Annotated in this window: 11 protein-coding genes; 5 read left to right on the forward strand and 6 right to left on the reverse strand. The window is 67.6% G+C overall.

Features of this window, described 5'->3' with window-relative positions; genetic code table 11:
* Window positions 1-43: 43 nt before the first annotated feature.
* Window positions 44-601: an HNH endonuclease gene (locus WDLP6_RS20595; RefSeq protein ID WP_162569049.1), complete on the reverse strand. Its 558-nt coding sequence runs from the start codon at window positions 599-601 to the stop codon at window positions 44-46.
* Between the two features lie 165 nt (window positions 602-766).
* Between WDLP6_RS20595 and WDLP6_RS20600 the strand changes: the two genes are divergently transcribed.
* The 5 genes from WDLP6_RS20600 to WDLP6_RS20620 all read left to right on the forward strand — a co-directional run bounded on the left by WDLP6_RS20600 (window position 767) and on the right by WDLP6_RS20620 (window position 7,951).
* Complete coding sequence (locus tag WDLP6_RS20600) at window positions 767-1,804, forward strand: bifunctional riboflavin kinase/FAD synthetase (RefSeq protein WP_162569051.1); 1,038 nt, start codon at window positions 767-769, stop codon at window positions 1,802-1,804.
* Between the two features lie 115 nt (window positions 1,805-1,919).
* Window positions 1,920-4,757, forward strand: coding sequence for an isoleucine--tRNA ligase (gene ileS, locus WDLP6_RS20605; protein ID WP_162593845.1), 2,838 nt, complete (start codon window positions 1,920-1,922; stop codon window positions 4,755-4,757).
* 61 nt (window positions 4,758-4,818) lie between these two features.
* Window positions 4,819-5,322 carry a signal peptidase II gene (gene lspA, locus WDLP6_RS20610; protein ID WP_162593846.1) on the forward strand — a complete coding sequence of 168 codons (504 nt, stop codon included), beginning with the start codon at window positions 4,819-4,821 and terminating at the stop codon, window positions 5,320-5,322.
* Between the two features lie 107 nt (window positions 5,323-5,429).
* Window positions 5,430-6,254, forward strand: coding sequence for a phosphodiesterase (locus WDLP6_RS20615; protein ID WP_162593847.1), 825 nt, complete (start codon window positions 5,430-5,432; stop codon window positions 6,252-6,254).
* Between the two features lie 38 nt (window positions 6,255-6,292).
* Complete coding sequence (locus WDLP6_RS20620) at window positions 6,293-7,951, forward strand: Na/Pi cotransporter family protein (protein WP_162593848.1); 1,659 nt, start codon at window positions 6,293-6,295, stop codon at window positions 7,949-7,951.
* A 124-nt stretch (window positions 7,952-8,075) separates the two neighbouring features.
* Here the strand turns inward: WDLP6_RS20620 and WDLP6_RS20625 are convergent, their stop codons facing one another.
* The 5 genes from WDLP6_RS20625 to WDLP6_RS20645 are packed head-to-tail and all read right to left on the reverse strand — an operon-like array spanning window position 8,076 to window position 13,414.
* Entirely contained in the window at window positions 8,076-9,068 is a 993-nt protein-coding gene (locus WDLP6_RS20625) for a quinone oxidoreductase family protein (protein WP_162593849.1), read from the reverse strand.
* Window positions 9,069-9,086: 18 nt separating this feature from the next.
* A complete protein-coding gene (locus WDLP6_RS20630) occupies window positions 9,087-9,884 on the reverse strand; it encodes an SDR family oxidoreductase (RefSeq protein WP_162593850.1) in 798 nt (265 codons plus the stop codon).
* A 16-nt stretch (window positions 9,885-9,900) separates the two neighbouring features.
* Complete coding sequence (locus WDLP6_RS20635; protein ID WP_162593851.1) at window positions 9,901-10,821, reverse strand: DMT family transporter; 921 nt, start codon at window positions 10,819-10,821, stop codon at window positions 9,901-9,903.
* A 6-nt stretch (window positions 10,822-10,827) separates the two neighbouring features.
* On the reverse strand, window positions 10,828-12,441 hold the full coding sequence (locus WDLP6_RS20640) for a gamma-glutamyltransferase family protein (RefSeq protein WP_162593852.1): 1,614 nt from the start codon (window positions 12,439-12,441) through the stop codon (window positions 10,828-10,830).
* A gap of 4 nt (window positions 12,442-12,445) precedes the next feature.
* On the reverse strand, window positions 12,446-13,414 hold the full coding sequence (locus tag WDLP6_RS20645) for a Bug family tripartite tricarboxylate transporter substrate binding protein (RefSeq protein WP_162593853.1): 969 nt from the start codon (window positions 13,412-13,414) through the stop codon (window positions 12,446-12,448).
* Window positions 13,415-13,501 lie beyond the last annotated feature (87 nt).

Here is a 13,501-nt window from a genome sequence, read left to right on the forward strand (position 1 = left end):
ATAAAGGCTGCAGGCGTCTGCGCCGGGATGGGCACACGAGGCCCTACCCGTGCAACCTCGAACTGTGCGGCAGATGCGCCATCAGAAACTCCATCTGGTCCGCCAGGATGCGGCGGTTGCGCAGAATGAAGTCTTCCCACAGGCTCGGCACGTAGGGCGCATAGAGCAGCGGCATGTTCGCCTGCTCGGGCGTGCGGCTGCTCTTGCGGTGGTTGCAGGGCTTGCAGGCCGTGACCACGTTCATCCAGGTGTCGATGCCGTTCTGCGCGAAGGGGATGATGTGCTCGCGCGTGAGCTCCTCTTCGTGGAAGTGGCCGCCGCAGTAGGCGCAGACGTTGCGGTCGCGCGCGAAGAGCTTGCTGTTGGTGAGGCCCGGGCGCTGCGTGAAGGGGTTGATGCGCGGCACGCCCTTGGTGCCAATGATGCTGTTGACGACGATCTGCGACTGCTCGCCCGTCACCGCGTTGTGACCGCCGCGAAACAGCGCGATCTCGCCGCCGGCTTCCCAGCGCACCTCCTCGGCCGCGTAGTGGATCACCGCCTGCTCGAGCGAAATCCACGATTGGGGCAGCCCTTGGGCCGACAACTTCAAGACCTTCACCACACGCCTCCTCAAGAACAGGAAGAACCTCGGAAAGACCAGGACATCGCACCCGCCGAAGGGCTTGCCGATGACGCACTGCGTCACAATATACCGGCTTTGTGACAAAACGCGCTGACATGCCCATTCGGCGGGCAGGACGCGCTATCAAAAAGATATCGATCGATGCAGGTTTTCCGAGGCTTCAGGCATCCGGGCGTGGCGCCGGCCTGCGCGCTGACCATTGGCAATTTCGACGGCGTGCACCGCGGTCACCAGGCCATGCTCGCGCTGCTCCACACCGAGGCGCGCCAGCGCGGGCTGCCGAGCTGCGTGCTGACCTTCGAGCCGCATCCGCGCGACTATTTCGCCGCCCTCAGCAAGCGGCCCGAGCTTGCGCCGGCACGCATCGGCACCTTGCGCGACAAGCTCACCGAGTTGGCCGCATGCGGCGTGGCGCAAACCATCGTGCTGCCCTTCGATGCCCGGCTCGCGTCGCAATCACCCGACGAATTCATCCAGCATGTGCTGATCGAGGGGCTGGGCGCGCGCTACGTGCTGGTGGGCGACGACTTCCGCTTCGGCGCCAGGCGGGCCGGCGACTACGCCATGCTCGACAAGGCCGGCGAAACACAGGGCTTCGACGTGGCGCGCATGAACAGCTACGAGGTTCATGGCCTGCGCGTGTCGAGCTCCGCGGTGCGCGAGGGGCTGGCCGAAGGCCGCATGCGCCATGTGCAGGCGCTCCTCGGCCGGCCCTATGCGATCTCCGGCCACGTGGTGCACGGCCGCAAGCTGGGGCGCGCGCTGGGTGCTTCGGAGCCCGGGCGGGACGACGGCTTTCGCACCCTCAACCTGCGCTTCAAGCACTGGAAGCCAGCGGCCAGCGGCATCTTCGCGGTGCTGGTGCACGGGCTCGGCGAGGCGCCGCTGCACGGCGTCGCCAACCTCGGCGTGCGCCCGTCGCTGGACGCCAACGATGTCAACGCCGGCCGCGTGCTGCTGGAGACGCATTGCCTCGATTGGCCCGCCGCGCTGGGTGCCGAAGGGGGCTACGGTAAAATCGTCCGCGTGGAACTGCTGCACAAACTGCACGACGAATTGCGCTACACCAGCCTCGAAGCCCTGACCGCGGGCATCGCGAAGGATGGCCGCGATGCGCGCGCGTTCTTCGCATCCACCCACGCCGAAACCCAGCGCCAGACCACGCGCGACCGAATTTAGCCCCGCACGCCCCGTGCTGCCGCCCCTCGACAAGCTCAGGGCGAACGGCTTTCCTTCCGCACCGACGACACCTCGTTCGGGCTGAGCCTGTCGAAGCCCTGTTCCGCACTCCATCATGTCCGACGCTGCATCCTCCACCGACTACCGCACCACGCTGAACCTGCCCGACACCCCGTTCCCGATGCGCGGCGACCTGACCAAGCGCGAGCCGGGCTGGGTCAAGGAATGGAACGACGAGGGCCGCTACCACCGCCTGCGCGACGCGCGCCACGGCGCGCCCAAGTTCATCCTGCATGACGGCCCGCCCTACGCCAACGGCCAGATCCACATGGGCCATGCGGTGAACAAGATCCTGAAGGACATGATCACCAAGGCGCGCCAGCTCAAGGGCTTCGACGCGCTCTACGTGCCGGGCTGGGACTGCCATGGCCTGCCGATCGAGAACGCGATCGAAAAGAAATACGGCCGCAACCTGAGCCGCGACGAGATGCAGGCCAAGAGCCGCGCCTATGCGACGGAGCAGATCGCGCAGCAGATGGCCGACTTCCAGCGCCTGGGCGTGCTGGGCGAATGGGACCACCCCTACAAGACGATGGACTTCGCCAACGAGGCGGGCGAACTGCGCGCCTTCAAGCGCGTGATCGAGCGCGGCTTCGTCTACCGCGGGCTCAAGCCGGTGTACTGGTGCTTCGACTGCGGCTCCTCGCTGGCCGAGTTCGAGATCGAGTACGCGGACAAGAAGTCGCAGACGGTGGACGTGGCCTTCAAGGCGCATGACCGCGCCAGGGTGCTCGAAGCCTTCGGCCTCGACGGCGTGATCGGCGACATCTTCGCGGTGATCTGGACCACCACCGCCTGGACCATCCCCGCCAACCAGGCGATCAACCTCAACCCCGAGCTCGACTACGCGCTGGTCGACACCGACCGCGGCCTGCTGATCCTGGCCGCCTCGCTGGTCGAGATGTGCATGACCCGCTACGCGCTCGACGGCCAGGTGCTGGCGACCGTCAAGGGCGAGAAGCTCGGCGGCCTCGAGTTCGAGCATCCCTTCTATGACGTCGATGCCGGCTACCGCCGCCTGTCGCCCGTCTACCTGGCCGACTACGCGACCGCCGACGACGGAACCGGCCTGGTCCATTCTTCGCCGGCCTACGGCCTGGACGACTTCAACTCCTGCGTCGCGCACGGCCTGGCCTACGACGACATCCTGAACCCGGTGCAGGGCAACGGCTCGTACGCGCCCGACTTCCCGCTCTTCGGCGGCCAGAACATCTGGAAGGCGGTGCCGCTCATCATCCAGGCCCTGCGCGACGCGCAGCGCCTGCTCACGACCGAGGCCATCACCCACAGCTACCCGCACTGCTGGCGCCACAAGACGCCGGTGATCTACCGCGCCGCGGCGCAGTGGTTCATCCGCATGGACGAGGGCGAAGGCGTGTTCACCAAGGACAAGGCGCCCAAGACCCTGCGCCAGACCGCGCTGGAGGCGATCGAAGAGACCCGCTTCTACCCCGAGAACGGCAAGGCGCGCCTGCACGACATGATCGCCAACCGGCCCGACTGGTGCATCAGCCGCCAGCGCAGCTGGGGCGTGCCGATCCCCTTCTTCCTGCACCGGGATTCGGGCGAGCTGCATCCGCGCACGATGGAGATCCTCGACCAGGCCGCGGCCATCGTCGAAGAGGGCGGCATCGAGGCCTGGAGCCGCGTGACCACCGAGGAAATCCTCGGCGACGCCGACGCGCCCCACTACACCAAGAGCACCGACATCCTCGAGGTCTGGTTCGATTCCGGCTCGACCTTCTTCCACGTGCTGCGCGGCACGCACCCAAGCGTGCACCACGCCACCGGCCCCGAAGCCGACCTCTACCTCGAAGGCCACGACCAGCACCGCGGATGGTTCCACTCGTCGCTGCTGATCGCCTGCGCGCTCGAAGGCCGCGCGCCCTACCGCGGGCTGCTCACGCACGGCTTCACCGTCGACAGCCAGGGCCGCAAGATGAGCAAGTCGCTCGGCAACGGCATCGATCCGCAGGAAGTCAACAAGAAGCTCGGCGCCGAGATCATCCGGCTCTGGGTCGCGGCCAGCGACTATTCGGGCGACATCGCGGGCGACGACAAGATCCTCGCGCGCGTGGTCGATGCCTACCGGCGCATCCGCAACACGCTGCGCTTCCTGCTCGCCAACACCAGCGACTTCGACATCGCGAAGGATGCGGTGCCGCTCGGCGAGCTGTTCGAGATCGACCGCTACGCCCTCTCCCGCGCGGCGCAGTTCCAGGCCGAGGTGCTCGCGCACTACGAGGTCTACGAGTTCCATCCGGTGGTGGCCAAGCTGCAGGTGTATTGCTCCGAAGACCTCGGCGCCTTCTACCTCGATGTGCTGAAGGACCGCCTCTACACCACCGCACCGGGCTCGCGCGCGCGCCGCAGCGCGCAGACCGCGCTGTGGCACATCACGCAGGCGATGCTGCGCTGGATGGCGCCCTTCCTGAGCTTCACCGCCGAAGAGGCGTGGAAGTTCGTGGGCAACGGCGCGTCGATCTTCACGCAGGTCTACAGCGATCTCGGCACGCCCGACGAAGCGCTGCTCGCCAGGTGGGCGCGCATCCGCGAGATCCGCGACACGGTCAACAAGGAGATCGAGACGGTGCGTGCCATGGGCCAGGTCGGCTCGTCGCTGCAGGCCGATCTCTCGATCGACGCCGCGCCCGACGATCACGCGCTGCTGGCCTCGCTCGGCGACGACCTGAAGTTCGTGCTCATCACCTCGGCGGTCGAACTGGCCGCGGGCGAACAGCTGGCGGTGCGCGTCGCGGCCAGCACCGCGACCAAATGCGAACGCTGCTGGCACTGGCGCGACGACGTCGGCCACGACGCCGCGCATCCGACGCTGTGCGGCCGATGCACGAGCAACCTCTACGGCAGCGGCGAGAAGCGGAGCATTGCATGAGCGCCGCGCCGGGCCGCCCCAAGCAAGCTCGCGCCGCAGTGCGAAGCACGAAGGGATTCCAATGAGCACCCGCCGCGTCTACGCTTCGCCCGCCACAGGCATCTGGCCCTGGCTCGGCCTCGCGCTGGTGGTCCTGATCCTCGACCAGTTCACCAAGACGTTGATCCTCGGCTACTACGCCTGGGGCGACACCACCGTCGTCACCGGCTTCTTCAACATCGTGCGCGCCCACAACACCGGCGCGGCCTTCTCCTTCCTCGCGGGCGCGACGGGCTGGCAGCGCTGGTTCTTCACCGCCATCGGCATCGTGGCGGCGCTGTTCATCGTCTGGATGCTGAAGTCGCATGCCGGGCAGAAGCTGTTCTCCTTCGCGATGGCGTCCATCCTCGGCGGCGCGATCGGCAACGTGCTCGACCGCATGATGCATGGCTACGTGGTCGACTTCCTCGACTTCCACCTCGGCGGCCGGCACTTCCCGGCCTTCAACCTGGCCGACAGCGCGATCACGCTCGGCGCGATCTGCCTGATCCTCGACGAGCTGCGGCGCGTCCGCCGCGGCAAGTAGCCCCGCTTCCCGAAGGGGTTGCCGCGCGACATCGCCTTGCGTCCGGGCGATAACGTCGGCATCCGGATCGATTCCGATCGCCTGATGATTTTCCAGGAGCTCGCCGAATGACCACCTTCCTCGCCCAGCTGACCGACCTGCACATCCGCGAACCGGGCCGGCTCGCCTACGGCCGCATCGACACCGCGCCGTACCTGCAGCGCGCCGTGCAATGCGTGCTGCGCCTGAAGCAGCGTCCCGATGCGGTGGTGATCACCGGCGACCTGACCGACTTCGGCGCCGCGGCCGAGTACGCGCATCTGCAGGAGCTGCTGGCGCCGTTGCCGATGCCGGTCTACCTGATGCCCGGCAACCACGACGACCGCGACGCGCTGCGCGCCGGCTTCCCGGCGCACACCTACCTCGGCCAGGGCGGCTTCATCCAGTACGCAGTGCGCATCGGCGACCTGCGGCTGATCGCCATCGATACCTGCGTGGCCGGCCACAGCCACGGCGCCCTGTGCGCACAGCGGCTCGGCTGGCTCGCGGAACAACTCGCGCTGTACCGCGACGAACCGGTGATCGTCGCGATGCACCATCCGCCCTTCGAGACGCTGATCGGCCACATGGACCAGATCGGCCTGCTCGAAGGCGCCGAGGCGCTCGAGGCCCTGATCGCGCAGCACCCGAATGTCGAACGCGTGATCTGCGGCCACTTGCACCGGGCCATCGACGTGCGCTTCGGTGGCAGCATCGCCTCCACGGCGCCGGGACCGGCGCACCAGGTCTGCCTGGACCTCGCCCCCGACGCGCCCGCGGCCTGGATGCTGGAGCCGCCGGGTTTTCGCATCCACGCATGGCGCGCAGGCGGCCGGCTCGTGACCCATCTCGCGCCCAGCGGCAGCTTCGAAGGGCCCTACCCCTTCAACGACGACGACGCACCGATCGATTGATTCCGGCGCCGATGCGCAGCGTATAGTCTTCGCCTTCCATGAAGCATCTGTTGAATCTGCTGGCAGCGGTCGCGCTGCTGGTATGGGGCACCCATCTCGTTCGCACCGGCGTGCTGCGCGTCTTCGGCGCCAACCTGCGCAAGATCCTCGTGCAGAGCATGCGCAACCGCTTCACCGCGGCGCTGTCGGGCATCGGCGTGACGGCGCTGGTGCAGTCGAGCACCGCCACCTCGCTGATGACCTCGTCCTTCGTCGGCCAGGGCCTGGTCACGCTGCCGGCCGCGCTCGCGGTGATGCGCGGCGCCGACATCGGCACGGCGCTGATGTCGGTGCTGTTCTCGGCCGACCTGTCCTGGCTGTCGCCGCTGTTCATCTTCCTCGGCGTGGTGCTCTTCATCACGCGGCCGTCCACCGTGGCCGGGCGCGTGGGGCGGGTGCTGATCGGCCTAGGCCTGATGCTGCTCGCGCTCCAGCTGGTCGTGGAAGCCACCGGCCCGTTGTTCTCGGCGCCGGCGATGCGCGCGCTGCTGGCCTCGCTCAACAGCGACGTGCTGCTCGAGATCACCATCGGCGCCGCGCTCGCGATCGTGGCGTACTCCAGCCTGGCGGTCGTGCTGCTGGTGGCCGCGATGGCGAGCTCGAACGTGGTGCCGCTCGACGTCGCGCTCGGCCTGGTGCTCGGCGCCAACCTCGGCAGCGGCCTGCTCGCGGTGCTGACCACGGCCAAGTCCGCGGTCGCGGTGCGGCAGGTGACGGTGGGCAACCTGCTGTTCAAGATCTTCGGCGTGGCCATCGCGGCGCCCTTCGTGGGCCTGTGGCTGCGCGAGGTGCGGCCCTACGTGTCCGATTCGACGCAGCTGGTGGTGCTCTACCACCTGGCCTTCAACGTGATCTTCAGCCTTGCCTTCATCGGGCTCACCGACGCGGTCGCCGGGCTGGTCACGCGCCTGCTGCCGGTGCCCGACGAGCCGGTCGCCACGCGGCGCCAGCAGCACCTGGATCCGTCGGCGCTGTCGACGCCCACGCTCGCCATCTCGAACGCGGCGCGCGAGGCGCTGCACCAGGCCGACGTGGTCGAGACCATGCTGATCGGCATGCTCAACGTGATCCGCCACAACGACCTGCGCCTGGCGCAGGAGCTGCGCAAGCTCGACGACACGGTCGACCAGCTGTACTCGTCCATCAAGTACTACATGACCAAGATCTCACGTGCGGCGCTGGGCGAGGAGGAGAGCCGGCGCTGGACCGACATCATCAGCTTCACCATCAACATGGAGCAGATCGGCGACATCATCGAGCGCGTCATCATCGACATCGAGGACAAGAAGATCAAGCCGCAGCGCAACTTCTCCGAGGCCGGCATGGCGGAGATCGTCGAGCTGCACGAGCGGCTGGTGGCCAACCTGCGCCTGAGCATGAGCGTGTTCCTCAACGGCAACGTGCGCGACGCCCAGAAGCTGCTGGAGGAGAAGGCGCGCTTTCGCGACCTCGAACGCGCCTACGCGACCACCCACCTCGGCCGGCTGCAGGACCAGACCGCTCTGAGCATCGAGACCAGCTCGCTGCACATCGACCTCATCAGCGAGCTCAAGCGCATCAACTCGCACATCTGCTCGATCGCTTATCCGATCCTGGAATCGGCGGGGGCGCTCGCGCCCACGCGAATGCGCGAGTCGCGCCTGGGAACGCTGGAATAATTGCTCGCCCCCAGGCTGCGCGCACTTCGTGTCGCTTCGCCACCCCCCTGCCGGGGGCAATACCTGCGGCCCGGCGAAGCCGGTTCCGCAGTATTTCTGGAGGGAGCGCCGCCGGAGGCGGACGCTACAGAGTCAATATCGTGCAACCCGTGGTCTTGCGCGCTTCGAGATCGCGATGCGCCTGCTGCACGTCGGTCAGCGCATAGCGCTGGTCGATCGAGATCTTCACCGCGCCGCTCTCGACCACCGCGAACAGGTCGTCGGCCATCGCCTGCGTGCTCTCGCGCGTCGCCATGTGGGTGAACAGCGTCGGCCGCGTGATGTAGAGCGAGCCCTTGGACGCGAGCAGACCGAGATTGAACAGCGGCACCGGCCCCGATCCATTGCCGAAGATGGCCAGGAGGCCGAAGGGCCGCAGGCAGTTCAGCGAACCCTCGAAGGTGTCCTTGCCGACCGAGTCGTAGACCACCTTCACGCCCTTGCCGCCGGTGATCTCCTTGACGCGCTCGGCAAAGTTCTCGGTGCTGTAGTTGATGGCATGGGCCGCGCCATGCGCGAGCGCGAGCTGGCACTTGGCATCGGTGCCGGCCGTGCCGATGAGCCGCAGGCCGAGCGCCTTCGCCCATTGGCATGCGATCAGGCCGACGCCGCCCGCGGCCGCGTGGAACAGGATGAAGTCGCCGGCCTGCAGGCCTTCGGCCGGCAGCGTCTTCTTGAGCAGGTACTGCGCCGTCATGCCCTTGAGCATCATCGCGGCGCCGGTCTCGAAGGAGATCGCGTCGGGCAGCTTGCAGATGAACTTGGCCGGCATCACGCGCAGCTCGCAGTAGGCGCCCGGCGGCTGGCCGGCATAGGCGGCGCGGTCGCCGGCCTTCAAGTGCGTGACGCCCTCGCCCACCGCCTCGATCACGCCCGCGGCCTCCATGCCCAGCTGCAGCGGCATCGCGAACGGATAGAGACCGCTGCGCTGGTAGATGTCGATGAAGTTCAGGCCCACGGCCTTGTGGCGGATGCGGACCTCGCCGGGACCGGGATCGCCGACCTCGACATCGACGATCTTCAGTTCTTCGGGACCGCCGTTGCGATCGATGCGCACGGCTTTGCTGCGGCTGCTCATGGTGATGTCTCCTGGTGATCAGTAGGTTCCGGGATAGGCGCCGCCGTCGACCAGCACGTTCTGCCCGGTCATGTAGGCCGCATGCATGCTGCAGAGAAAGGCGCAGATGGCACCGAATTCCGCCGGCGTTCCGAAGCGCCCGCCCGGAATGCTCTTCTGCCGCGCGGCGCGGATGGCCTCGACATCCTTGCCCGTTTTCTGGGCCGCCCCCGCCAGGGTTCCCTTCAGCCGATCGGTATCGAAGGAGCCGGGCAGCAGGTTGTTGATCGTCACGCCCTTGGCGGCGAGCGGCGTGCGCGCCACGCCGGCGACGAAACCGGTGAGCCCGCTGCGCGCGCCGTTGGACAGGCCGAGGATGTCGATCGGCGCCTTCACCGAACTCGAGGTGATGTTGACGATGCGCCCGAACCCGCGTGCCGCCATGCCGTCGACCGTGGCCTTGATCAGCTCGATCGGGGTCAGCATGTTGGCGTCGACCGCCTTGATCCATGCTTGGCGGTCCCATTCGCGGAAGTCGCCGGGCGGCGGGCCGCCGGCGTTGGTGACCACGATGTCGAAGTCCTCGTGCAGCGCGAACACGGCCGCGCGGCCTTCGGGGGTCGTGATGTCGGCCGCGACCTGCTTCACGAAGGGTGCGGCGGCATGCCCGGCCGCGGCCTTCGACAGCGTCGCCGCCGCGGCCGCCAGCGCCTCGGCGCCGCGCGCCACGATCACCACGTTGACGCCTTCGCGCACCAGCGCCTCGGCGCAGCCGAAGCCGAGCCCCTTGCTCGCGCCGCACACCAGCGCGGTCCTGCCTGCGATTCCCAGATCCATGTTCGTTCCTTCGGGCTCAGCGCCCCGTTCGTGTGAAGACAAAGATGCCGGCGATGACCAGGATGGTGCCCGCCGCGATCCATGCCGTGAAAGGTTCACCAAGGATAACCACGCCCATCAGGATGGTCGATAGCGGCCCGACCATGCCGGTCTGCGCCGCCAGGGCGGGGCCGATGCGCTCGATCGCCATCATCACGGCGAGCACGGGCACGGCGGTGCACAGCACGGCATTGAGGATCGACAGCCAGATCACCGCGGGCGCCACGGCCAGCGCCGCGCCCACCGGCCGCAGCAGCACGAACTGCGCGATGCACAGCACGCAGGCCACGCTGGTCGCCAGGCCCACCAGCCTGAGCGAGCCGAGCCGCTTGACGTACTCGCCGCTCGCGACCAGGTAGACCGCATAGCTGACGGCGCTGAGGAAGACCAGCAGCGTGCCCCAGGCGGCACTCGCACTTTGCCCGAGCTGCACCTCGTGGCCGAAGACCAGCAGCACCCCCATGTAGCTGACCGCCATGCCCGCGACCTGCCAGCGCGTGATGCGCCGCCGGTAGACGATCCATCCGAACAGCAGCACCAGCGTCGGATTGAGATAGAGCACCAGCCGCTCCAGGCTGGCCGTGATGTAGGCGAGGCCGGCGAAGTCCAGGAAGCTCGAGAGGTAGTAGCCCGAGAAGCCCAGCGCCAGCACGCCGGTCCAGTCGCGCCGCGTGAGGGCCGGCTTGCCGCGCCCGGCCCACCAGGCCATCAGCGCGAACATCGGCAGCGCGAACAGCATGCGCAGCATGATGAGCGTGACCGCATCGACGCCGTAGCGATAGGCCAGCTTGACGATGATCGCCTTGCCGCTGAACGCGATCGCGCCGAAGGTCGCGAGAAGAAGCCCCGATCCGACCGGCTTGTGAGCGGGTTGCCCTGTCGTGGCGCCTGCCTGCATCGACGCTCAGTACCCGGCGGCCTGGCCGTCGCGGCGCGCATCGCTCGCCGCCACGTAGCCCTCGACCGCCGGATCGCCCGCGCGCCAGATGAACTGGCCGGCGCCGAAGTCCTGGTAGGAGTCGTTGATGACCTGGACCTGGTGGCCGAGCTCGCCCAGGCCCTGCACCATGGCCGGGTCCATGCTGCCTTCGGCGTTGATCTCGAGGCCGCTGTTGAAGCGCCAGCGCGGCGCGTCGCAGGCCGCCTGCGGGTTCTGGCCGTGGTCGAGCATGCGCACCAGAGTCTGCATGTGGCCCTGCGGCTGCATGTTGCCGCCCATCACGCCGAAGCTCATCACCGGCTTGCCGTCCTTGGTGAGGAAGGCGGGAATGATGGTGTGGAACGGCCTCTTGCGCGGCTCGACCCCATTGGGATGCTTCTCGTCGAGCGTGAAGCCGTGGCCGCGGTTCTGCAGGCTGATGCCGAACTCGGGTTCCACGCAGCCCGAGCCGAAGCCCATGTAGTTGCTCTGGATGAAGCTCACCATCATGCCGCGCTCGTCGGCCGCGGTGAGGTAGATGGTGCCGCCCTTGACCGGGTTGCCGGCCTTGAAGTCCTGTGCCTTTTTCACGTTGATGAGTTTGGCACGCGAAGCGAGGTAGGCGCCATCGAGCATTTGCAGTGGGCTCAGCTCCATCGACGAGGGGTCGGACACGTAGCGGTAGGTGTCGGCGAAGGCGAGCTTCATGGCCTCGATCTGTAGATGCTGCGCGGCGACCGAGTCGACCGGGATCGACGCCATGTCGAAGTGTTCGAGGATGCCGAGTGCGATCAGCGCCGCGATGCCCTGGCCGTTGGGCGGGATCTCGTGCAGCGTGTGGCCGCGGTAGGTCTGCGAGATCGGCTCGACCCATTCGGGCCGCCAGTTGGAGAGATCGCGCACCTTGAGGCTGCCGCCGTTGGCGTTGGAGAATCGCTCGATCGCCTCGGCGATCTCGCCGCTGTAGAAGGCGTCGCCCTTGGTGGCGGCGATGGCCTTCAGCGCGCGCGCGGCCGCCGGGAACTTGAACAGGTCGCCGACCTGCGGCGCGCGGCCCCAGGGCAGGAAAGTCTGCGCGAAGCCCGGATGGGACTGCAGGATCGGCGTCGCCGCAGCCCACTTCTGCTGCACCACCGGCGGCACCAGGTAGCCGCGCTCGGCGATCTCGATGGCCGGCGCCATCAGGTCCTCGAAGGGCAGCTTGCCGAAGTGTTCGGACAGCATGACCCAGCTGCCGACGGCACCGGGCACGGTGACCGAATCCATGCCGCGCTGCGGCGGCGTGGCGGCGTTGTTGCCGTACTTGCGGCGGAAGTACTCGGGCGTCCAGGTCTCCGGCGAGCAGCCGGAGGCATTGAGGCCGTGCAGCCGCTCGCCGTCCCACAGGATGCAGAAGGAATCGCTGCCCAGGCCGTTGCTGACGGGTTCGACCAGCGTCATCACGGCGGCGGTCGCCACCGCGGCATCGACGGCATTGCCGCCCTGCTGCAGGATGCGCAGCCCGGCCTGGGCTGCCAGCGGGTGCGAGGTCGAGACGACATTGCGTGCGAAGACCGGAATGCGCGTCGAGGTGTAGGGGTTGGCGTAATCGAATTTCATGGTCTCAATCGGCAATGATCTTGCGGTCGATGATGATCTTCTTCCACTTGGCGGCGTCCTGCGCGACCAGGGTGGCGAGCTGTGCCGGCGTGCTGGTCGCCGGTTCGATGCCCAGGCGCGCCAGCTTGTCGCGCACCTCGGGGTCGCTGAGCGCCTCGTTGGCCGCCGTGTTGACGCGTGTCACCACGTCGGCCGGCAGGCCCTTCGGGCCATAGAGCCCGAACCACGTGTTCGACTCGAAGCCAGGCAGCGTGTCGGCGATCGGCGGCAGCTCGGGCGCCAGCGGGCTGCGCTTGAGGGACGTCACGCCCAGCGCGCGCAAGCGGCCGTTGCGCACGTGCGGCATGCCGGTGGGCAGCGAATCGAACAGCACGTCCACCTTGCCGCTGATCAGATCCGGGATCGCCAGCGCCGTGCCCTTGTAGGGAATGTGGGTGACGAACACACCGGCCTGCGACTTGAACAGCTCGGCCGTGAGCTGCACGATGGTGCCGTTGCCGCTCGAGGCGTAGTTGAGCTTGCCGGGGTTCTTCTTCGCGTAGTCGATCCATTCGCGCACCGTCTTCGCCGGCGCATCGTTGGGCACGAGCATGATGCTCGGCGCGTCGCCGACGTGCGCGATCGGCGTGAAGTCGCGCACCACGTCGTAGGGCAGCTTGTTGATCGAAGGCCCGATCGAGTGCGTGCTGCTGGTCGCCAGCAGCAGCGTGTAGCCGTCGGGCTGCGCCTTGGCGGCGTAGTCGGATCCGATCGCGCCGCCTGCGCCGGGCTTGTTGTCGATGATCAGTTGCGCGCCGAGCTTCTCGCTCATCTTCTGGCCCAGCGTGCGCGCGAACAGATCGGTCGCACCCCCGGCCGGAAAAGGCACGACCAGACGGACCGGCTTGGACGGATAGCCCTGCGCAAGGCCGCTGGAAGATACGGCCAGGCAAAGCGCTGCGGCGCACGCCTGGAGGAACAGGATTCGTTTCATGGTGCTGCTGGATTGTGAATCTCGATGGAGGAAAGCGAATGCTAAGCAAGCACGAGCCATCAAGCCAGATAATCCAGATTATCGAAC

This window comes from Variovorax sp. PBL-E5, assembly GCF_901827185.1.
Classification (GTDB): domain Bacteria; phylum Pseudomonadota; class Gammaproteobacteria; order Burkholderiales; family Burkholderiaceae_C; genus Variovorax.

Excerpts from the sequence above, each read along its gene's own strand:
- WDLP6_RS20600 (WP_162569051.1), top strand. The coding sequence starts at position 767 with ATGCAGGTTTTCCGAGGCTTCAGGCATCCGGGCGTGGCGCCGGCCTGC.
- ileS (WP_162593845.1), top strand. The coding sequence starts at position 1,920 with ATGTCCGACGCTGCATCCTCCACCGACTACCGCACCACGCTGAACCTG.
- lspA (WP_162593846.1), top strand. The coding sequence starts at position 4,819 with ATGAGCACCCGCCGCGTCTACGCTTCGCCCGCCACAGGCATCTGGCCC.
- WDLP6_RS20615 (WP_162593847.1), top strand. The coding sequence starts at position 5,430 with ATGACCACCTTCCTCGCCCAGCTGACCGACCTGCACATCCGCGAACCG.
- WDLP6_RS20620 (WP_162593848.1), top strand. The coding sequence starts at position 6,293 with ATGAAGCATCTGTTGAATCTGCTGGCAGCGGTCGCGCTGCTGGTATGG.
- WDLP6_RS20625 (WP_162593849.1), bottom strand. The coding sequence starts at position 9,068 with ATGAGCAGCCGCAGCAAAGCCGTGCGCATCGATCGCAACGGCGGTCCC.
- WDLP6_RS20630 (WP_162593850.1), bottom strand. The coding sequence starts at position 9,884 with ATGGATCTGGGAATCGCAGGCAGGACCGCGCTGGTGTGCGGCGCGAGC.
- WDLP6_RS20635 (WP_162593851.1), bottom strand. The coding sequence starts at position 10,821 with ATGCAGGCAGGCGCCACGACAGGGCAACCCGCTCACAAGCCGGTCGGA.
- WDLP6_RS20640 (WP_162593852.1), bottom strand. The coding sequence starts at position 12,441 with ATGAAATTCGATTACGCCAACCCCTACACCTCGACGCGCATTCCGGTC.
- WDLP6_RS20645 (WP_162593853.1), bottom strand. The coding sequence starts at position 13,414 with ATGAAACGAATCCTGTTCCTCCAGGCGTGCGCCGCAGCGCTTTGCCTG.